Annotated in this window: 18 protein-coding genes and 1 tRNA gene; 12 read left to right on the forward strand and 7 right to left on the reverse strand. The window is 58.1% G+C overall.

The features are described 5' to 3' along the window. Nucleotides 1–50: 50 nt before the first annotated feature. The 3 genes from AZE99_RS14855 to AZE99_RS14865 form a co-directional block, all read right to left on the reverse strand. Nucleotides 51–773, reverse strand: coding sequence for a hypothetical protein (locus tag AZE99_RS14855; RefSeq protein WP_156472291.1), 723 nt, complete (start codon nt 771–773; stop codon nt 51–53). A 41-nt stretch (nt 774–814) separates the two neighbouring features. After that, nucleotides 815–2038 (reverse strand): tyrosine-type recombinase/integrase, encoded by a 1224-nt coding sequence (locus AZE99_RS14860; RefSeq protein WP_067202750.1) that lies wholly within the window; start codon nt 2036–2038, stop codon nt 815–817. 166 nt (nt 2039–2204) lie between these two features. Then, a tRNA-Leu gene (locus tag AZE99_RS14865) sits at nt 2205–2291 on the reverse strand. A 252-nt stretch (nt 2292–2543) separates the two neighbouring features. On the opposite strand from AZE99_RS14865, the gene AZE99_RS14870 reads away from it, so the two are divergent. Further along, entirely contained in the window at nt 2544–3485 is a 942-nt protein-coding gene (locus AZE99_RS14870; protein WP_067202753.1) for a complex I NDUFA9 subunit family protein, read from the forward strand. A gap of 20 nt (nt 3486–3505) precedes the next feature. On the opposite strand, the gene AZE99_RS14875 is transcribed toward AZE99_RS14870, so the two are convergent. Next, nucleotides 3506–4300: an undecaprenyl-diphosphate phosphatase gene (locus AZE99_RS14875; protein ID WP_067202757.1), complete on the reverse strand. Its 795-nt coding sequence runs from the start codon at nt 4298–4300 to the stop codon at nt 3506–3508. Between the two features lie 269 nt (nt 4301–4569). Between AZE99_RS14875 and AZE99_RS14880 the strand changes: the two genes are divergently transcribed. The 5 genes from AZE99_RS14880 (at nt 4570) to AZE99_RS14900 (ending at nt 12463) form a co-directional block, all read left to right on the forward strand. Further along, nucleotides 4570–6024: an NAD(P)-dependent oxidoreductase gene (locus AZE99_RS14880; protein WP_067202760.1), complete on the forward strand. Its 1455-nt coding sequence runs from the start codon at nt 4570–4572 to the stop codon at nt 6022–6024. Nucleotides 6025–6044: 20 nt separating this feature from the next. Further along, entirely contained in the window at nt 6045–6740 is a 696-nt protein-coding gene (locus tag AZE99_RS14885; protein WP_067202762.1) for a DUF2059 domain-containing protein, read from the forward strand. Further along, on the forward strand, nt 6737–11263 hold the full coding sequence (gene gltB / locus AZE99_RS14890; RefSeq protein ID WP_067202765.1) for a glutamate synthase large subunit: 4527 nt from the start codon (nt 6737–6739) through the stop codon (nt 11261–11263). Before AZE99_RS14885 ends, gltB begins: the two co-directional genes overlap by 4 nt. An 80-nt stretch (nt 11264–11343) precedes the next feature. Then, nucleotides 11344–11679, forward strand: a complete 336-nt coding sequence (locus AZE99_RS14895) for a VOC family protein (RefSeq protein ID WP_067202768.1) — start codon at nt 11344–11346, stop codon at nt 11677–11679. Between the two features lie 112 nt (nt 11680–11791). After that, a complete protein-coding gene (locus AZE99_RS14900; RefSeq protein ID WP_067202771.1) occupies nt 11792–12463 on the forward strand; it encodes a glutathione S-transferase family protein in 672 nt (223 codons plus the stop codon). 57 nt (nt 12464–12520) lie between these two features. Here AZE99_RS14900 and AZE99_RS14905 read toward each other — a convergent pair whose 3' ends face one another. After that, nucleotides 12521–12961: a GNAT family N-acetyltransferase gene (locus AZE99_RS14905; RefSeq protein WP_067202774.1), complete on the reverse strand. Its 441-nt coding sequence runs from the start codon at nt 12959–12961 to the stop codon at nt 12521–12523. Then, nucleotides 12958–13689: a bifunctional 2-polyprenyl-6-hydroxyphenol methylase/3-demethylubiquinol 3-O-methyltransferase UbiG gene (gene ubiG, locus AZE99_RS14910; RefSeq protein WP_067202777.1), complete on the reverse strand. Its 732-nt coding sequence runs from the start codon at nt 13687–13689 to the stop codon at nt 12958–12960. The genes AZE99_RS14905 and ubiG overlap by 4 nt, the downstream gene beginning before the upstream one ends. A gap of 68 nt (nt 13690–13757) precedes the next feature. Here ubiG and AZE99_RS14915 point away from each other — a divergent pair, with 68 nt between their 5' ends. From AZE99_RS14915 to AZE99_RS14940, 6 genes are all read left to right on the forward strand, one after another. Next, complete coding sequence (locus AZE99_RS14915) at nt 13758–15026, forward strand: aspartate kinase (protein ID WP_067202779.1); 1269 nt, start codon at nt 13758–13760, stop codon at nt 15024–15026. A gap of 110 nt (nt 15027–15136) precedes the next feature. Beyond that, on the forward strand, nt 15137–16141 hold the full coding sequence (locus AZE99_RS14920) for an NAD(P)H-dependent flavin oxidoreductase (RefSeq protein WP_067202781.1): 1005 nt from the start codon (nt 15137–15139) through the stop codon (nt 16139–16141). Between the two features lie 47 nt (nt 16142–16188). Next, nucleotides 16189–16734, forward strand: a complete 546-nt coding sequence (locus AZE99_RS14925; protein WP_067202782.1) for a PH domain-containing protein — start codon at nt 16189–16191, stop codon at nt 16732–16734. Next, nucleotides 16731–18245: a PH domain-containing protein gene (locus tag AZE99_RS14930; protein ID WP_067202785.1), complete on the forward strand. Its 1515-nt coding sequence runs from the start codon at nt 16731–16733 to the stop codon at nt 18243–18245. Before AZE99_RS14925 ends, AZE99_RS14930 begins: the two co-directional genes overlap by 4 nt. Nucleotides 18246–18311: 66 nt before the next feature. Next, nucleotides 18312–20078: a DUF885 domain-containing protein gene (locus AZE99_RS14935; RefSeq protein ID WP_067203755.1), complete on the forward strand. Its 1767-nt coding sequence runs from the start codon at nt 18312–18314 to the stop codon at nt 20076–20078. Further along, nucleotides 20079–20498, forward strand: coding sequence for a hypothetical protein (locus tag AZE99_RS14940; RefSeq protein WP_067202788.1), 420 nt, complete (start codon nt 20079–20081; stop codon nt 20496–20498). Between the two features lie 20 nt (nt 20499–20518). On the opposite strand, the gene AZE99_RS14945 is transcribed toward AZE99_RS14940, so the two are convergent. After that, complete coding sequence (locus AZE99_RS14945) at nt 20519–21139, reverse strand: hypothetical protein (RefSeq protein WP_231862637.1); 621 nt, start codon at nt 21137–21139, stop codon at nt 20519–20521. Nucleotides 21140–21167: the final 28 nt, after the last annotated feature.

Here is a 21167-nt window from a genome sequence, read left to right on the forward strand (position 1 = left end):
CGGACGGCGCGAATAGTTTTCCGCCGATAAGAGGCGATAAGGGGCGGAAACTAGTTTTCAGCCACTTCCAGCCGTTGCCAAAGCAATCTAGCGCGTTTTCGAACAGTACTATCTGCCGCTGAATGTCCGTTACTTTCCAACCAATCCATCATGGCCTTTTCGATATCGGCCTGTCGTTTTGGATTAAGATCGCCTTCGTAAAGCAACGTGGCAATCGTAGCCCACATTTCATCCCAGTGCTCGGCGGCTGGCCTGCCACCCTTGTTTTTTGTCACTTCGTTTTTCGGCATCAAAGCCGACCGTTTTTCAGATAGGCCAAAGCTAGCCATGTCAATTGGTTCGGGCCTAGTGAAACTATATCGCCGCAAATCTTTAAGGCGCTTTAGTTGGCCCTCAACTGATAAGAATTGGAGATTGATGGCGTTAGCAACGGCGGAATTGGGATTACCCGTAGTACAAACCCCGTAAATATTGTCGTCTTTCAAGTTTCGCCTCATCATTGTCGAAAGCTGCATATGGCCTTCTTCGTATATAGCAAAAGCTTCCATTTCCATCGATACGTCAGCAATTGCATCCAGCGTGCTAGACACATAACTTTGGCCGACTGTATCAAAAATCTCGACGTGTCGCTTTAGGGTAGCGCCGCTATTCAAACAGCCTTTCGCCGCATGATCAGTGTGAAGATGGCGGACTTTTTCCCGGATATCCTTTTCCGCACGCAACAAAGCATCGGCAAGAATTAATCGTATCTGTTGGCGTTGTTCAGAGTTCACCAGATATTGATATTAAATTGTCGACTAGAAAGCCAGTCGTTTCAATTGTGATTTACACTCGGAAATTGAACAACCTCCCCGCCGTCCCGCAGAGTTTCTAGATAGTCACTCCACCATTGCGCCATTTGCACTCGCTCATCCCAATGCTGGCCGCGATGGTATGCGCCGCGCGTTGCATTCCCATCCTTATGGGCCAAAGCACGCTCGATAGCATCGGCACTCCATTTCCCACTTTCGTTTAACAGTGTGCTGGCCATGGAGCGAAAGCCATGCGCCGTCATTTCTTTGCCTGAATATCCCAGCCGCCGGAGCGAAGCATTGATTGTATTTTCGGACATCGGACGATTGCCCGGATAGAGCGACGAGAACACATATTGTTGCCCTTCGCTGATGACTTTTGCTGATTCCAGCAATTCCAATGCCTGCAATGAAAGCGGAACAACGTGCGGGTCACGCATTTTCATTTTTTCGGCTGGTATCGTCCAGATTGCCTTTTCCAAATCAAACTCTTGCCATTCGGCGCGTCGCAATTCACCCGGACGCACGAACACATGGGGGGTCAGCTTTAGGGCAATGCATGTGAGCGGTTGGCCTTGATAGCCGTCGATGGCGCGCAACAATTCGCCAACCGCCTTCGGTTCCAATATTGCGCTATGATGCGTCACTTTGGGGGCCACCAATGCGCCTCTCAGCAAATTGGAAGGATCGGCGGTCGCGCGTGATGTTGCCACCGCATATCGAAATACTCTGCCCGCAAATGATCTCATCCGGCGGGCTGTTTCCAAATGTCCTTTGGCTTCAACCTTTTGCAGAGCTTCGAGCAAGTCGGCTGGTGTGATATCGGTTATCGGTCGATTTCCAATAGCGTTTTCAAGCAGCGACAACAGCCAGCGCGTTTTCTTGATGGTAACAGCCGCACGGCCTTCCTTTGCCGATTTGTCGATATATTCGTCGGCGATTGCCTTGAACGTGTTCGCTGCATTTCGTTTGGCTGACTTTGCCTGTTCAAGTTTGACGCTTGCAGGGTCCGCTCCGTTTGCCAGCAACGTCCTTGCTTCGTCGCGCCTTTTCCGGGCCTCTTTCAATGTAACATCTGGATAGACGCCCAACGAAAGCTTCTTTTCCTTACCCAATATCCGGTATTTCAGCCGCCAAAGCTTTCCGCCACTAGGCTGAAGCAACAGGAACAACCCTCTTTCATCAAAAAGCTTGATCGGTTTCGGGCCATGTTTAGCTCCTTTAATTGCTGTATCAGTCAATGCCATCTGGGGGCCACTCCTATTGGTTCAAATACCAATGGCCCCCAACGTGGCCCCCAAAAGATCGTGATTGCTCACGAACACGGGCGGACGCCAACGGTCATTTAGGAAGAGTTTTTAGCAGTTTTACGGGAGTTTAGCAAGCTTTGACGAACACTTGCGAACGTATATCTGGTGCCCAGAAGAGGACTCGAACCTCCACATCCTTGCGAATACATGCACCTGAAGCATGCGCGTCTACCAATTCCGCCATCTGGGCCCATGCAGGCGGTGATCATGTCGATACCACCTGATAGAGGCGGGCGATTAGCCGCTTGGTGGTTCTGCTGTCAATGATTCATATGGGGTTTCATATCCATAAAAGCAGATCGTCCCGGCTCGCTGTGGCTCGGCGAAGTCGAAACCGCGGGGACACGGCATAAATTATGCTATGCCAAGCAGGGAATCGGCTGTTGCTTCACCCGCCCGCCTGAGGCAGAGGCAAAAAGATCAACCTAGGCACGAGTGGAAGATGGACATGGATCTCGACGGACAATTGATTTGCATATTTGGCGGCGGCGGTTTTCTCGGCCGCTATATCGCGCAGGCCCTGCTGGAACGCGGCGCGCGTCTGCGTATTGCCGAGCGCAATATCAAGAATGCCATGCACATCAAGCCACTCGGTAACCTCGGACAGACGCAATTTGCCAGCGCCGATGTGACCAAGGCGGAAAGCGTTGCCCGCGCGGTCCATGGCTGCGACGGAGTGATCAATCTGGTCGGCATATTGAACGGCAATTTTGAACGCGTGCATGTCGAAGGCGCGCGCAATGTTGCCGAAGCCGCAGCAGCGGCGGGATGCCGCACGTTGCTGCACCTTTCGGCCATTGGCGCGGATAGCGCCTCCCCTTCCCGCTATGGCCGGAGCAAAGGCGACGGCGAACAGGCGGTTCTACAGGCCTTTCCCGGCGCAATCATTCTCAGGCCGTCGATCATATTCGGCCGGGAAGACCAGTTCATCAATCGCTTTGCCGCGATGATCGCGATGATGCCGGTCGTGCCGGTAATCGGTAGCACTACCAAATTCCAGCCGGTGTTCGTCGGCGATGTTGCCGATGTCGTCGCCCGGGCAATGAGCCAGCCGGAGCTTTATGCCGGCCAGACATTTGAGCTGGGCGGTCCGGAAGTGATCAGCATGGGTGATCTCAACCGGCGCATTGCGGGGCTGACAGGCCGCGAACGGACTTTTATCGACGTCCCGGATTTCGCTGCCAGAATATTGGCGATGCTCCCCGCTTCTCCGATCACATCGGATCAGTACAAGATGTTGCAGAAAGACAATGTCGTGGCGCAGGGAGCCAGGGGACTGGACGCCTTCGGCGTCGCGCCGACCCCGCTCGCTGCGGTCGCCAGCGGCTGGATGGAGAAATATACCGCTCATGGCCGCTTTGGGGCTCGCGCCAAGGCTAGCTAGCAACGCCTGAAAAAGCGGGCCTAGAAAAGGGCGAGCAGAGCAATGCCCATGGCGACGCGGTAAACGACAAACACCATCATCGACGCCTTGCGCAGAAATTGCATCAGGAAGGTCATCGTCGCCAGTGCCGCGATAAAGGTCAGCACGCCGGTGATCAGCGCTTCCTTGAGCAATTCGCTGCTGGCACCCATCAGATCAGGAATGATCAGCACGCCGGCGCCAGCCACCGCCGGGATCGACAGCAGGAAGGAAAAGCGGGCTGCCTCGACCCTTGTATAACCGAGGAAGCGGGCCGCGGTCATGGTGACACCGGAACGGCTGGTACCGGGGATCAGCGCCATCGCTTGCGCCAGACCGACGATCAGCCCGTCTTTCAGGGTCAGGTCCTCGAACGACTTGACCTGCCGTCCGAACCGGTCGGCGATGCCCAGCAATATACCGTAAACGATGAGGTTGACGGCGACCAGCGTGGTGCTGCGGAAACCGTCGAGATAGCCACCGGTCTTCAGGAACAGGCCGACGATGACGGCCGGAATCGTGCCGATGATGATCCACCAGAACAGCCGTCGCTCGGCTGGCGCCTGGCCAATGCCGATCGTGGCGAGGCCGCCTTTTCCCAGCGACCAGACATCCCTGAAGAAATAGGTGATGATCGCGAGCAGCGAACCGACATGCACGGCAATGTCGATCATCGGCCCCTGATCGGCATAACCGGTGAACACCGGCAGCAGGATCAGATGACCCGACGAGGATATCGGCAGAAATTCGGTAACGCCCTGCACGATCGCGAGGAGCAGCATTTGAATGAAGGTCATGGGCAGCCTGTATTATGGTTTGTCGCGCAATAGCGTTTCATCTTCAGATTGTCGTGAGGAAAATATAGGTCCGATAAATTACTATATAGCCTTGAAACTGCGCACCCTTCCGAATTGAGCGCGTCGCAGAACAGGTATTAGGACAATGTAACTGTCCTATAATGCAGATTTTGCGTGACTCCTGCCGTTTATGTGGCTATTTCTGTCGCCATAACTGACCGGAAAGGTCATTGGTTACAATCATAAATCACTGGAAACGAGTATCTGGCATGGCAAAAAGCCCGCAGAAATTGGAAATGCTGAAATTTGTCGAGGAGGGCCAGGCCTATCCCGAAAAACGCGCACCCAGCCTGCGCGCCGAGGATTTTCAGGAAATCGCCAACCGATACGCGCCCGAGAAAGCCGCCGAACAGGCTGCCCGCTGCTCGCAATGCGGTGTGCCTTATTGTTCGGTCCATTGCCCCCTGCACAATCATATCCCCGACTGGCTGCGGCTGACCGCCGAGGGCCGGCTGCGCGAAGCCTATGAAATGTCCAATCTGACCTCGACCATGCCGGAAATCTGTGGCCGCATCTGCCCGCAGGACCGTCTGTGCGAGGGCAATTGCGTGATCGAATTTTCCGGCCATGGCGCGGTCACGATCGGTTCGGTCGAGAAATATATCACCGACACCGCCTGGGAAGAAGGCTGGGTCGAACCGCTGCAGCCGGGACGCCCCAAGGGCCAGTCGGTCGGCATCATCGGCGCCGGACCTGCCGGCCTGACCGCCGCCGAATATCTGAGGGTCGCCGGATACGAAGTGCATGTCTATGACCGCCACGACCGCGCCGGCGGATTGCTGACTTACGGCATTCCCGGCTTCAAGCTGGAAAAACATGTCATCATGCGGCGGGTGCAGCGGCTGAAGGATGGCGGCATCCAGTTTCACGAGAATTTCGAAGTCGGCCGGGACGCGACACTGGAAGAATTGCGCAACCAGCATGACGCGATCCTGATCGCTACCGGCGTCTACAAGGCGCGCGCAATCCAGATGCCGGGCGTCGGCGCACCGGGGGTCGAGGAGGCGCTCGATTTCCTGATCGCCTCGAACCGCAAGAGTTTCGGCGATGATGTACCTGAGTTCGACAGCGGCCGCTATAACGCCCACGGCAAGAATGTCGTCGTCATCGGCGGCGGCGACACCGCGATGGATTGCGTCCGGACATCCATCCGGCAAGGCGCGAAATCGGTAAAATGCCTCTATCGCCGCGACCGCGCCAATATGCCCGGTTCGCAAAATGAAGTGCGCAACGCCGAGGAAGAGGGTGTCGAATTTGTCTGGCTCACTGCCCCCAAGGCGATCGAGGGTGCCGATCATGTGACAGCGGTCAGAGCAAACAGGATGCGGCTCGGCGCGCCCGATGCCAGTGGCCGACGTTCGCCGGAAGTCGAACCGGACAGCGACTTTACCGTCGACGCCGATCTGGTGATCAAGGCCTTGGGTTTCGACGCAGAAGATCTGCCAGGCCTCTTTGGTTCGCCCGATCTCTCGGTCACCCGCTGGGGCACGTTGCGGGTCGATCACAAGTCGATGATGACCAATCTGGAAGGCGTGTTCGCCGCTGGTGATATCGTCCGCGGTGCCAGCCTGGTCGTCTGGGGCATCAGGGATGGGCGCGATGTCACCGAGCATATGCATCGGTTCTTGCGGGAAAAGAAATTGGCCGAAAAGGTGGCGGCATAGGCCGCAGACGGAGCATGAACATGAAGCTATTATTTTCAACATTTGCAGCAGCTTTGGCGCTTGTCTCAAGCGTTCCCGCAGCGGCGCAAGATACAAGGGCTACAGCAAGCGACAGTGAGCAAGCGGTTATCGATCCCGCCCGTCTCGCCGCTGCCGTGGTCACGGTCGACTATCTGTTCCCGCTCGGCACCTATAAGCGGATGATGAAGGGCACGATGGATCAGATGATGGACAGCATCATCAGCCAGAGTTTCGACCGTCCGATGGCAGAGACCATGAAAGGCTATGGCGTAGATGATGCGGCGATAGCGGAAATGGGCAATGCTTCGCTCAATGACATGATGCTGGAACGGGACCCGCATTTTAAAGAGCGGATGCAAATATCGACCAAAGTCATGACCAATGAAATGGTCGACCTGATGACGGCGATGGAACCTGCCATTCGCGAAACACTTGCGAATATCTATGCCCGAAAGTTTACGACTGACCAACTGGCCGAAATGAACGCCTTTTTTGCTACGGAAACCGGCAGCGCCTTCGCCCGCGACTATATGATGGTTTTTGTCGATCCGGAAATGATGCAGTCGATGATGAGCTTCGTGCCGGAGATGATGCAGGCGATGCCGGCGATCATGAAAAAAGTCGAGGAAGCGACCGCGCATCTGCCGCCGCTCAAAACCGGGCCCGAGGCGCAACCGCCGAAAGAAGACGAATGACCCACCATTATCCCACCCCCGAACATGAACGGCTCGCTCGCGAGGGCATGTACCGTCCCGAATTTGAATCCGATGCCTGCGGCGTCGGACTGGTCGCCGCAACCGACGGCAAGCCTTCACGGCGCGTCGTGTCCTCGGCGATTGATGCGCTGAAAGCGGTCTGGCACCGGGGCGCGGTCGACGCCGATGGCAAGACCGGCGACGGCGCCGGCCTGCACGTCGATCTGCCCGAGCGATTCTTCGACGATGCGATTGCCGACAGCGGGCACAAGGTCCGCCCGAACCGGCTGGCCGTGGGCATGATCTTCCTGCCGCGCACCGATCTCAATGCGCAGGAAAGCTGCCGCACCATTGTCGAGGCGGAAATCATCGAATCCGGCTATACCATCTATGGCTGGCGTCAGGTGCCGGTGGATGTCTCCGTAATCGGTCCGAAAGCGCAGAACACCCGCCCGGAGATCGAGCAGATCATGATTGCCGGGCCAATGCCGGACAAGCAGGACGCGCGCGAATTCGAGAAGAATCTCTATCTCATCCGCCGCCGGATCGAAAAAAAGGTGATCGCCGCGCAGATCCAGGACTTCTACATCTGTAGCCTGTCCTGCCGCTCGATCATCTACAAGGGCCTGTTTCTCGCCGAATCCTTGTCGGTTTTCTATCCCGACCTGACCGACGACCGGTTCGAGAGCCGGGTGGCGATTTTCCACCAGCGCTATTCGACCAACACCTTCCCGCAATGGTGGCTGGCACAGCCGTTCCGCTGTCTCGCTCACAATGGCGAAATCAACACCATTCGCGGCAATAAGAACTGGATGAGAAGCCACGAGATCAAGATGGCGAGTCTCGCCTTTGGCGATCACAGCGAGGACATCAAGCCGGTGATCCCGGCCGGTTCTTCCGACACGGCGGCGCTGGATGCGGTGTTCGAGACCATCTGCCGCTCCGGCCGCGATGCGCCGACGGCCAAGATCATGCTGGTCCCGCAGGCCTGGCAGAATGACCCGGATATCGATCCGGCGCACCAGGCAATGTATGAATATATGGCGAGCGTGATGGAGCCGTGGGACGGCCCTGCGGCGCTGGCGATGACCGATGGCCACTGGGCCGTTGCCGGCGTCGACCGCAACGCGTTGCGGCCGCTGCGCTATTCGATCACCGCCGACAATCTGCTGATCATCGGCAGCGAATCCGGACTGGTTGTCGTGCCCGAAAGCCAGGTCATCGAGAAAGGCCGACTTGGCCCCGGACAGATGATCGCGGTCAATCTTGATGACGGAATCCTGTTCAAGGATCGCGAGCTCAAGGACCGGATCGCATCGGAAGAACCTTATGCCGATCTGGTAAAGGGTTTCCAGACCGTCGATGATCTGCCGCCTGCACCGGAAGTTTCCGGCATGGGCTATTCCAGGGAGGAGCTGATCCGCCGCCAGACCGCTGCCGGTCATACGCTGGAGGATATGGAAATGATCCTCGCGCCGATGGTCGAGGATGCCAAGGAAGCGATCGGCTCGATGGGCGACGATACCCCGCTGGCAGTGATCAGCGTCAAGCCGCGCCAGATCAGCCACTTCTTCAAGCAGAATTTTTCCCAGGTCACCAATCCGCCGATCGACAGCCTGCGCGAGCGCCATGTGATGAGCCTGCGCACGCGCTTCTCCAATCTGGCCAATATCCTCGAACAGGACAGCCAGAATGAAGATGTCATGGTGCTGGAAAGCCCGGTGCTCAGTTGCGCCCTGTGGGAAAGACTGAAACTGGGTTTTGGCGATGCGGTGGCCGAAATTGATTGCACGATGAGCACGACTGGCGCCGCCATCGAGCTCCGCGATGCGCTGTCCCGTATCCGTTCGGAAGCGGAGCAGGCAGTTCGCGCAGGCAAGACCGAAATTTTCCTCACCGACGAGGATATCGACGAGGACCGGATGGCGATCTCGATGATAATCGCGACCGCGGCAGTCCACACGCATCTCGTCCGCAAAGGGCTGCGCTCCTACGCCTCGATCAACGTGCGGGCGGCGGAATGTCTCGACACCCATTGCTATGCCGTGCTGATCGGTGTCGGCGCGACCACGGTCAATGCCTATATGGCGGAAGCAGCCATTGCCGACCGCCATGCGCGCGGCCTGTTCGGCGAGCTGACGCTGGACGAATGTCTGGCGCGGCACAAGAAAGCGGTCGACGATGGCCTGCTCAAGATCCTGTCGAAAATGGGCATCGCCGTCATCTCCAGCTATCGCGGCGGCTATAATTTCGAAGCCGTCGGCCTGTCCCGCGCGCTGTGCAACGACCTCTTCCCCGGCATGCCGACCAAGATATCCGGCGAAGGCTATGCCTCTTTGTTCATCAACGCCCAGGAAAAGCACGAGGCAGCATTCGAACCGGCGGTCGTGCGTCTGCCGGTCGGCGGCTTCTACAAGCAGCGCGATGGCGGCGAGGCTCATGCCTATGGCGCCCATATGATGCACCTGCTGCAATCGGCGGTCGCCCATGACAGCTATTCCTCCTATCTGCAATTCTCCCAGGCGGTGCGCGAGATGGAGCCTATCTATCTGCGCGATCTGATGGAGTTCAACTATGCGCCGGTGCCGGTGCCGATCGACGAGGTCGAGGCGATCACCGAAGTCCGCAAGCGGTTCAACACGCCGGGCATGAGCCTCGGCGCGCTCAGCCCCGAAGCGCACGAGACACTCGCCATCGCGATGAACCGGATCGGCGCGAAATCCGTGTCCGGCGAAGGCGGCGAGGAAAAGCGCCGCTACACGCCCTTTGAAAATGGCGACAATGCCTCGAGCCCGATCAAGCAGGTCGCCTCCGGACGCTTTGGCGTGACCTCGGAATATCTCGGCGCCTGCGAGGAAATCGAGATCAAGGTCGCCCAGGGCGCCAAGCCCGGCGAAGGCGGCCAGCTGCCCGGCTTCAAGGTCACCGAATTTATCGCCAAGCTGCGCCATTCGACCCCCGGCGTGACCCTGATCTCGCCGCCGCCGCATCATGATATCTACTCGATCGAGGATCTCGCCCAGCTGATCTACGATCTCAAGCAGATCAATCCCCGCGCGCGGGTCTGCGTCAAGCTGGTCTCGTCGGCCGGAATCGGCACGATTGCCGCCGGCGTCGCCAAGGCCCATGCCGATGTCATCCTGATCTCCGGCAATACCGGCGGCACCGGCGCATCGCCGCAGACCTCGATCAAATTTGCCGGCACGCCCTGGGAAATGGGGCTGACCGAAGCCAATCAGGTGCTCACCCTCAACGGCCTGCGCCACCGGGTGAAGCTGCGCACGGATGGCGGTCTCAAGACCGGCCGCGACATCGTCATCGCCGCGATCCTCGGCGCCGAGGAATTCGGCATCGGCACGCTCAGCCTCGTCGCCATGGGCTGCATCATGGTCCGCCAGTGCCACAGCAACACCTGCCCGGTCGGCGTCTGCGTGCAGGATGAAAAGCTGCGCCAGAAATTCACCGGCACGCCGGAAAAGGTGATCAATCTAATGACCTATATGGCCGAGGAAGTGCGCGAGATATTGGCGCGCCTCGGCTATCGCTCGCTGAACGAAATCATCGGTCGCACCGAACTCTTGCGTCAGGTCAGCCGCGGCGCCGAGCATCTCGACGATCTCGACCTCAACCCGATTCTCGCCAAGGTCGACGCGCGGGATGACCAGCGCAGCTTCAATATCGACACGCCGCGCAACGAAGTGCCGGACAGTCTCGACGCGGAGATGATCGACGACGCCAAGCCAGTATTCGAGCGGCGCGAGAAAATGCAGCTGACCTATACGGTGCGCAATACCCACCGCGCCGTCGGCACACGCTTCTCCGCCGAGATCACCGCCAAATATGGCATGAGCAGCCTGAACGAGGACCATGTCCATATCCGCTTGCGCGGCTCCGCCGGCCAGTCGCTCGGCGCCTTCCTCTGTCAGGGAATCACGCTGGAAGTGTTCGGCGATTCCAATGATTATGTCGGCAAGGGCCTGTGCGGCGGCAAGATCGTCGTCCGCCCGATGGTCAGCTCGCCGCTGGTCAGCCAGGACAATACGATCATCGGCAATACCGTTCTCTACGGCGCGACCGCCGGTCAGCTATACGCAGCCGGACAGGCCGGCGAGCGGTTCGCCGTGCGCAACAGCGGCGCCGATGTCGTGGTCGAGGGCTGCGGCGCCAATGGCTGCGAATATATGACCGGCGGCAATGCGGTCATCCTTGGCCCCGTCGGCAGCAATTTCGGCGCCGGCATGACCGGCGGCATGGCCTTCATTCTCGACAGCGAAGGCGATTTCGAAAAACAGGCCAATGGCGAGAGCATCGTCTGGCAGCGGCTCGACAGCGCCTATTGGGAAGCGCATCTGCTGTCGCTGATCGAGCGGCACCACCAGACCACCGACAGCAACTGGTCCGAAGCCATATTGCGCGACTGGGACCGCTGGCGGGATCGCTTCTGGCAGGTCTGCCCGAAGGAAATGGTCAGCCGGATCGCGCATCCTTTATCGGATAAAGAGGCGATGGAAGCGGCGGAGTGATGGCCTGACAGATATGGCTATGAGACAATCAAGCCAATATGCTAGGCTCGGCAGTTCCGATCCGTAGCAGGAGCCAGACCATGCCCAAAATAACCCCCAATTATCTCGAAATGAAAGCCAGCGACCTGCCCGCCAGCAAGGCCTTCTACGAACAGGCCTTCGGCTTTGCCTTCACCGATTATGGTCCGGGCTATGCCGCTGTCGAAGGAGGGCCGGTCGATATCGGGCTGGCCGCAGGACCCGAACCGGTCGCCCCGATGCCCACGTTCCAGACCGATGATCTGGAAGCCTCGCTCGCACAGGTCAGAACGGCAGGCGGGGAAATCGTCAAGGAGATTTTTGCCTTTCCCGGCGGACGGCGTTTCGAATGTCTGGACCCGGCGGGCAATCGGCTGGCTATCTATCAGCCGGACTAGGTTGCTCACAATTTCCGGCTAGCGCATGGGATTGAAAAGACAAGCTGCACAATCTGTCCGTCCGTCATCAAAGCTCTTCCCCAAAATCCTATTCGCGACTAACACCAACAGCATGTGGCAGCTGTACCAATTCCCCCTATGTCCGTTTTCCCGCAAAGTCCGCTTGTTGCTGGGCGAGAAGTCGGTTGGCTATGAGCTTGTCCGCGAATCGCCATGGGATCAGCGCGACGAATTTCTGTCGATGAACCCGACCGGCCGAACACCGGTGATGAAACATAGCGAGCGCGACATCCATCTGGTCGACAGCGTCGCCATCTGCGAATATATCGAGGAAACGGTCGAGAAGGTTCCGATGATCAACGGCACGGCAGTGAACCGGGCCGAGATCCGGCGTCTTGTTGCCTGGTTTGACGAGCAATTTTACGGCGACGTGACCGCGCCAATGATGCACGAGCGGATGCACAAACGACTGGTCCGGCGGGAGCCACCCGAGGCCAAGATCCTCCGCGAAGCGATGCGCCGGGCGAACGTCCACCTCGACTATATCGACTATCTGATCGACCACCGCAGCTGGCTGGCCGGGGCGACGATGAGCCTCGCCGACCTTGCCGCGGCGGCCCAGATTTCCGTCGCGGATTATCTCGGTGCGATTGACTGGGCCGGACATGAACAGACCAAGGCCTGGTACAGCATGTTTAAGTCACGCCCCTCGTTCCGGCCGCTGCTGTCCGAACGCATGGAAGTGATTGCGCCACCAGCGCATTACGAAAAAGTGGATTTTTGATACAGGACGGATATGGCTTTTCGCAGAGTCAACTCCGAACCTGTACCGGAGACTTGCCTAGAGTGGCTTGATCATCAGCACTTTGTCCATGCCGGGCGCAAATCCGTCTTTTTCCCGACCGGTTTCGACAAATCCGAATTTTTCGAAAAAGGGAGCGATTCTGGGCGTGGTGGACAAGTCGGCTTCGCTATAGTCGCCGGCTTTGGCAATTTCCTGCAGCCGGTGCTCGGTGAGCAAGCGTCCGAGACCATCACCATGATGCGCCTGGTCGACCATGCCCCAGGTAAAGCGCGCCTGCCCGCGTTCCTCTCTGGCGAAGCCGCCGCAACCGACTATCCGGCCATGCTGCTCGATGCAGAAATAATCGCCAGCCGGCTGGTCGAGAAATTCGACAAACAGGTGACGCTCTGTCGGATCAAAGAAATCCGGGACATTGCTGTCAAACAAGGCCAGGCAGGCATATTTGTCGCCAGGGGCATAGGGCCGGACAATGGTCATGAGGTCCGCACAATCGTCATCAGATAGTTGAGCGACAGATTGTCGGACAGCACAAAGCCTTTGGCCGGACTGTAGGAGAGACCGGTGGTGTCAATCACTGCGAGCCCGGCGTTGTTCAACAGTTTCTCCAGCTCGTCCGGGGTGAGAAACTGATCATGATGATGGGTCCCGCGCGGAACCTGCCCGGTCCGCTCGGCCAGTTCGACCAGCAGCAGGTTGGAAAGCGCGGTGCGATTGGGGGTCGAGATGATCATCAGCCCGTCGTCAGCCATGCTGGCAGCGAGCCCATCGACGAAGCCCTGCGGATCCTCGACATGTTCGAGCACCTCGAGCGACGTGACCAGATCGAAATCCTTCCCGCCAAAATCCTCGATGGCCTCGTTGCGATAGTCGATGTCCAGCCCTTGCGGTCCGGAATGGGCCCGCGCCACAGCGATATTCTCCGCCGCCGCGTCAAGGCCGGTCACGCTGGCGCCCAGCCTTGCCAATGGTTCGCACAGCAAGCCGGCACCGCAACCGACATCAAGCGCTGTTTTGCCGGAAAGCGGCTTCAACAGGCTGCTGTCGCTATGAAAATGCAGATCAATCGCGTCGCGGATATAGGCAAGCCTGACCGGATTCAGACGGTGCAACATGGCCGAAGAGCCCTTCGGGTCCCACCAGTCCGCTGCGAGTGCGCCGAAATGCGCGGCTTCTTGGGGCTTGATTGTGCTACTTGCCTTTGTCATGCCCCCTCTTTATCAGGCTTTTCAATCCTGTTCAGGCCCTTTTTATCGAAAGTTTTACCGACAGCAGCATGGCACGCATAGTGATGAAATTCGGCGGCACCTCAATGGCCGGAATCGAACGTATCCGCCGGGTGGCGCAGATCGTCAAACAACAGGCCGACGCCGGTCATGAAGTGGCGGTGGTGGTATCCGCCATGGCCGGCGATACCGACCGGCTGGTCAATTTCTGCCGCGAAGCCAGTTCGCTTTATGATCCGGCCGAATATGACGTCGTCGTGGCGTCGGGCGAACAGGTGACTTCGGGACTGCTCGCGATCGCGCTGCAATCTCTGGGAGCCAAGGCGCGCAGCTGGCTTGGCTGGCAAATGCCGATCCACACGATCGAGGCGCATAGCAAGGCACGGATTGATTCGATTGACGCAACGGCGCTGAGCGCAGCGATGCAGAGCGGCGAAATCGCTATCATCCCCGGTTTTCAGGGCATCAGCGACGATGGCCGGATCACGACATTGGGTCGCGGTGGTTCCGATACCAGCGCGGTTGCCATAGCCGCAGCGGTCAAGGCTGACCGCTGCGACATCTATACCGATGTCGATGGCGTCTACACCTCCGATCCCCGCATCGTGACCCGCGCGCGCAAGCTGAAGACCGTGACCTTCGAGGAAATGCTGGAACTGGCGAGTGTCGGGGCCAAGGTGTTGCAGACCCGCTCGGTCGGCCTGGCGATGAAGGAAGGCGTGCGGATCCAGGTCCTCTCTTCCTTCACCGACGAAAATACCAACTGGACCGCCGACGACCTGCCCGGAACAATGATTATCAGCGAAGACGAAATGGAGACGGACGATATGGAAGGCCAATTGATTACCGGCATCGCCCACGACAAGAATGAATCCAAGATCACTTTAACGCGCGTTCCCGACAAGCCGGGTGCGGTCGCCAATATTTTTGCGCCGCTCGCCGATGCGGCGATCAATGTCGACATGATCATCCAGAATGTCGGCCGCGAAAAGGGCGAGACCGATGTGACCTTCACCGTGCCCAGCGCCGATCTCGACCAGGCGATGCAGGTGCTGGAAGGCGCCCAGGACAGCATCGGCTACAACCGCCTGATCCCCGACAGCAATGTCGCAAAAATCTCCGTCGTCGGCGTCGGCATGAAGAGCCATGCCGGCATCGCTGCCACCATGTTCAAGGCGCTGGCCGAGCGCGGCGTCAATATCCAGGCGATCACCACATCGGAAATCAAGGTCAGTGTGCTGATCGAGGAAGATTATACCGAACTGGCGCTGCGCGTGCTGCACACGGCTTACGGCCTGGACGCAGAAGACGCCGCCTAAATATTTTCCCTCCCCTTCAGGGGCGGGATCAAGGAAGGGGGAGTCATAGTGAACTGCCCCCTCTCCCAACCCTCTTCCCGGAAGGGAAGCGGGCTTTAGAAAGAAACCCTATGACCCATTCCAAACTTCAGCATCTCATGCAACGCGGCACCGATTTTCTCGGCTGCGAAACCGCGATCATGTGCGGGGCGATGTCCTGGGTCTCGGAACGCAATCTGGTCAGCGCGATTTCCAATGCCGGCGGCTTTGGCGTGATTGCCTGCGGCGCGATGACGCCGGAATTGCTCGACACGGAAATTGCCGAGACCAAGAAACGCACCGACAAGCCGTTCGGCGTCAATCTGATCACCATGCATCCCGATCTGATGGCGCTGATTGCCGTCTGCGGCAAACATGCGGTAACCCATGTTGTTCTGGCCGGCGGTCTGCCGCCCAAGGGCAGTCTGGAGGCGATCAAGGAAACTGGCGCAAAGGTAATCTGCTTCGCTCCCGCCATGGCGCTGGCGAAGAAATTCGTCCGCTCCGGCGTCGACGCGCTGGTCATCGAAGGCATGGAAGCGGGCGGTCATATCGGTCCGGTGTCGACCTCGGTGCTGGCGCAGGAAATATTGCCCGAGATCGCGAGCCAGCTTCCCGTCTTCGTCGCCGGCGGTATCGGCACCGGCGAGATGATCGCCGCCTATCTCGAAATGGGGGCCAGCGGCGTCCAGCTCGGCACCCGCTTTGTCTGCGCCCATGAATCCATCGCCCATCCCGATTTCAAGAAAGCCTTCATCCGCGGCAATGCCCGCGATGCGATCACCAGCGTCCAGGTCGATCCGCGCCTGCCGGTGATCCCGGTCCGCGCGCTGAAGAACAAGGGCACCGAAGAATTCACCCGCAAGCAGATCGAGGTCGCCAAATTACTGGATTCGGGCGAGATAGAAATGGGCGAAGCACAGCTGCAAATTGAACATTTTTGGGCAGGAGCGTTACGAAAAGCGGTCATAGATGGCGATATTGAGCATGGAAGTGTCATGGCCGGACAGTCGGTCGGCATGGTCAAGGCAGAAGAATCCGTGGCCGAAATTATCAAATCTCTGATCGAACAGGCCGAAACCGCACTGGCCCGCTAGCGGTCAACCGTCTTGCCTGAACGATACAGCTTGGGCATAGGCAGAGCATGACCGAACATGCTTCCAAATCTTCCAATGCTGATCGATTCGGCGCGATGGAAACTGACTCGTCGCACAACTATAACCAGGGCCTGACACCGCTACATCCGCCGCAGAAAAGCCTGATCCGGTTCAATATGATCCTGCGCGCGCTGGTCCTGCTGATCCTCGCCTCGGTCGCCGAAACGCTGCTCTATATGCATCACGAGATACAGCCAGGAATGGTCCTTTTTCCTGCGGCATTCTTCGCCATTTTGCTTGTCTTCGTCCTGCCGAACCGCATCTACCGCCGCTGGGGCTATGACATGGGCGACGAGCAATTGCGGGTGCTGCGCGGCTTTCTCTGGCGCAAGGACACAATCGTCCCGTTCAACCGAATCCAGCATATCGATGTCGCCCAGGGTCCGCTGCAGCGCCTGTTCGGCCTCTCGACCCTGATCGTGCACACCGCCGGGACGCACAACAGCATCGTCACCCTGCCCGGCCTCGCCACCATCGATGCCGAGGATATGCGCGAGACGATCAAGGGCCATATCCGCCAAGACATGATATGAGCGAGCCATCCGCCAACCCGGCGCCGAACAATAGCGCCCCTTTTCAACATCTTCATCCGCTCAGTATCATCCTGAAATCCGTCGGCACGCTGGGTCAGAATCTTTTTGCGATCCTCGTCCTCCATTTCAGCCTGTTCGATCAGAACGTGCTCTACACCGGGATCGCAGCTGTAGCGCTGATAACGCTGATCGTCGGAGTGACCGCGCTGATCTGGTCGCGCTTCACCTATCAGGTCACCGCCAGGGAAATCCGGATCAAGAGCGGCCTGCTCAACCGCAACAATCGCTCGATCCCATTCGACCGGATTCAGGATGTCAGCCTCGAACAGAAGCTGATCAGCCGCCTCCTGGGCCTTGCCACCGTCGCGCTGGAAACCGGTTCTGGCGGTGGCGAAGATGGCCAGCTCGATGCGCTTTCTCGAAGAGATGCCGAGATGCTGCGCGACACGATCCGCGACTATAAGGCTGGGTTAGGTGCCGACGATAGCCGGTTGGAAGACCATCAGGTCATGGCAGACACCCCGCCGCTGTTCGCGATGGACAACCGCCGCATAGTCATCGCCGGACTGTTCAACTTCTCCTTCGTCCTGCTGGCAATACTCGGCGCCCTTGCCCAGAACCTGGATTTCCTGCTGCCCGACGGCTTTTTCGATCCGCGCAGCTGGATCGACGCTTTTCCGGAACAGGAGACCATCAATGGGTATAGCTCATGGGTGCGTCTGGGAGGTGCGCTGGCCGCAATCCTGTCGTTGATCACCATCGGCTTTGTCAGCGGTATCGTCCGGACATTCGTCCGCGAATATGGCTTCCGCCTCGACCGGATCGACACTGGACAGCCCGGATTCCGGCGACGACGCGGGCTATTCACCCTGACCGACATGGTCATGCCGATCCACCGGGTTCAGGCCGCAATATTGCAGACCGGTCCGGTTCGCGCGCGCTTCGGCTGGTATCATCTCAAATTCACATCGCTGGCGGGAGACGGCAAGGGCGAGACGGACCATAGCGCGGCTCCCTGTGCAACGCTCGCCGAAATCGAACCGATCCTCGATGACTGTGCCATCCGCCAGCCCCCGGCCGATCTTATATTTCAGGGCGTCAACCCCGCCTTCTGGTGGCGCGGTGCACTCATGATCTCGCTGCTGCTCATCGCTATCGCCCTCGGCAGCGGCCTGTTCGTCCATCCCGGCTTGTTCGCAATCATCCTGCTCGCTGGTCCGGTTGGCCTGATTCAATTTCTCAACTGGCGGCACCATCAATATGCCTTGAGCAATGGCCAGCTATACGTCCGGTCCGGCTGGTGGCGACGCAAGTTGACCATCCTCCCGCTCCGCAAGATTCAGACCGTCGATGTCAGCCAAAGGCCGCTTGATCATCCGCTGGACCTCGCAACGCTCACTATCGGCATTGCCGGAGGATCGACGATCGCGCCGCTCACCATCGCCGCTATCGGCTTTCAAAACGCCATGAATTTGCGCGCCCGGATACTCCACCTCCAAAATCAGGCTTGACTAAAGCCGCCGATCATTCACGATAGTTGCCAGAGATATTATCGAGGCAATTTCGGAGAGAAGATGATGCGCAGAACAAGTTTAGCCATGCTGGCACCGCTGGCAATGCTGGTCGGTGCGCCGGTCCATGCACAAGCGGATGCCAACCGGACATCCTCCGAGTTACATGATATCATCGATGATTATTGGGCCTATCAGCTGGAACAATATCCGGAATTTGCATCCTCCCTCGGGGTTGACGATCCGATTGGCCGGGTCAGCGACTACAGTCTGGAAGCGGAAGACAGTCGCGTCGTAAAAGCGAAGGCCTGGCTCGCGCAACTCGACGCGATAGACACCGCGACCCTGAGCGAGGATGACAAGACCAACTATGGCATATTGCGCCGGACGCTCGCAGAGCAGATCGAAGCGAATAACTACGGCCAGCGGACGATCAATTTCACCAATCGCGGCGGCTGGCACCAGAATTTTGCCAGCATGCAGAACAACCTGCCGTTCCGCAACGCGCAGGATTATCAGACCTATATCAACCGGCTGAAGCAATATGCCACGGTCAATGACCAGTCGATCACGGTCGCCAACCAGGCCCTCGCCGGCGGCTATGTCCAGCCCTGCGTTTCGATGGTCGGCTATGAAACCAGTATCTCCGGCCTGCTCACCGATGATGCCAGAGAGTCGCGTTTCTACCAGCCCTTCACACGCAAACGGCCTGAGACGATTAACGAAGAGACGTTCGACAAGCTGGCAGCAGAAGCCGCCGGAACCATCACCAGCGTCATCAACCCCGCAGTGAAAAAGCATCTCGACTGGTATAACAAAGACTATGCCCCGAACTGCGCCCAGGCACCCGGGGTCTCGGCCCAGCCCGGCGGTGCGAAATATTATGATTTCCGCATCCGCCAGATGACGACCACCGACAAGACGGCCGACGAAATCCACAATATCGGCCTAAGCGAAGTGGCGCGGATCCGGGCCGAGATGGTGGATGTCGCCAAGGAGGCTGGGTACGATACCCGCGAAGCCTTTATCGAACATCTGCGGACCGACCCGCAATATTATGCCAAGACGCCGGAAGAGCTGATGGAGAAAGTCGCCCGGGTGACAAAGACCATTGATGGCAAAATGCCATCGATCATCGGCAAGCTGGCACGGCTGCCTTATGGCATCAAGGAAATCCCGGCAGAGACGGCCGAAGGCACGACCACCGCTTATTATAATCCCGGTTCGCCAGATGTTGGCATTGCTGGCTTTTATTATGTAAACACGTCGAAACTCGACCAGCGGCCCTTCTGGGAAATTCCGGCGCTGAGCGTTCACGAAGCGGTGCCCGGCCACCATCAGCAGATCGCGTTGCAGCAGGAACTCGACATGCCGGACTTCCGCAAACATGGCGCATTTTTCACCGCCTTTGTCGAAGGCTGGGGACTCTATTCGGAACGGCTCGGTATCGAAATGGACCTTTACGATACGCCAGCCAAGAATATGGGCCGGCTATCCTACGAAATGTGGCGCGCCTGCCGGCTGGTCGTCGATACCGGCATTCACAGCAAGGGCTGGAGCAAGCAGCGGGCGATCGATTTCATGACCGACAATACCGCGCTCAGCGAGGCCAATATCGAGGCGGAAGTGAATCGCTATATCAGCTGGCCCGGTCAGGCTTTGGCCTATAAAATGGGCGAACTGAAAATCCGCGAGCTACGCGGCAAGGCGACCCGCGAACTGGGCGACAAGTTCGACCTGCGCGAATTTCACGATGTCGTACTGGGTCAGGGCGCTGTCCCGCTCGATATGCTCGAGGCGCAAGTAAATCGGTGGATAGAAGGACAGAAATAGATGAAATTGTTTCGAGCCATTTTATATATAATCAGCCTTGCCGTCGCGACTCCCTCGCTGGCGCAAGCAACGCCGGAAACACTGGCCAACGATGTTTTGGTTGCCTACCAAAAAGGCAATGTCGACGAATTTAGCAAATTGGTGACGGCCTCTCCGTTACTGGACAAAACCGCCACACTGAAAGCCCAGATCAAGACCAATATTCAGACATTGCTGGATATTTATGGACCCGTTGAAGGATGGGAACTGGTGCGAGCAAAATCTGCTTCCGACCGATATGTCGAGAATAGCTATCTCATTTTTCAAAATGAATATGCGACGCGATTGAAACTCTCGTTTTACAAGCGTTCTTCTGGATGGATTATCGCCAGTTTTAAAATAGATGACAGCATTAGCGAGTTGCTGGAAGAAGCAGACTGAACCAACGCAGCCAATGACGGTCAGTCGTCTTTTTCAGGGGTTTCATCCGCCCCCGGTGGCACAGCAAGATCATTGGTGGCATTAACCGCACCTGCATCCTTTGCATCAAGCCGGTCTCTTGCTTCCTCTGCCGCTGCCTCCCGCGCTTCACGGTCGGCTTCGATTTCCAGCACCCGCTCTTCCACGGCATCGGATTCCGCATCGATCCGGGAAAGCCGATTCTGCCGTTCCTCTTCGATCAGCTGTCCCCAGTTGACCGTGTCATCAATGCCTTTTTCGGCATAGGCCTGACTGAGTAGCGCTTGTGTGCATCCGGTAAAACCACCGGCCCCTGTCGGCGAACAGCTGCTCGTCCCCGATTTTCCGACATATTCATAGGAACGGACGCGTTCCGACCAGGCCTGATTCTTGGCATCGCCCAGACTGCCGCTTCTCAGCGTTTCTGGGATGCGGTAGCGCTCGCCCTCATCCTTGCGTGCGCAGACGACAATCTCGTCCTCACTGCTCTGTGGGCAAGGGTCGTCGCCATAAATGACCAGCTGATTGACCCGGTCTCCTGGCTGGTCCTGCGCCTGTGCGGGAAATACCAGAAGGCCTGCACCTGACAGCGCGGCAGCGGAGATCAAAAATTTCTTCATCATATCGTTCCTTTGTCCACCCGGGTGTGAA

This window comes from Sphingorhabdus sp. M41, assembly GCF_001586275.1.
Classification (GTDB): Bacteria; Pseudomonadota; Alphaproteobacteria; order Sphingomonadales; family Sphingomonadaceae; genus Parasphingorhabdus.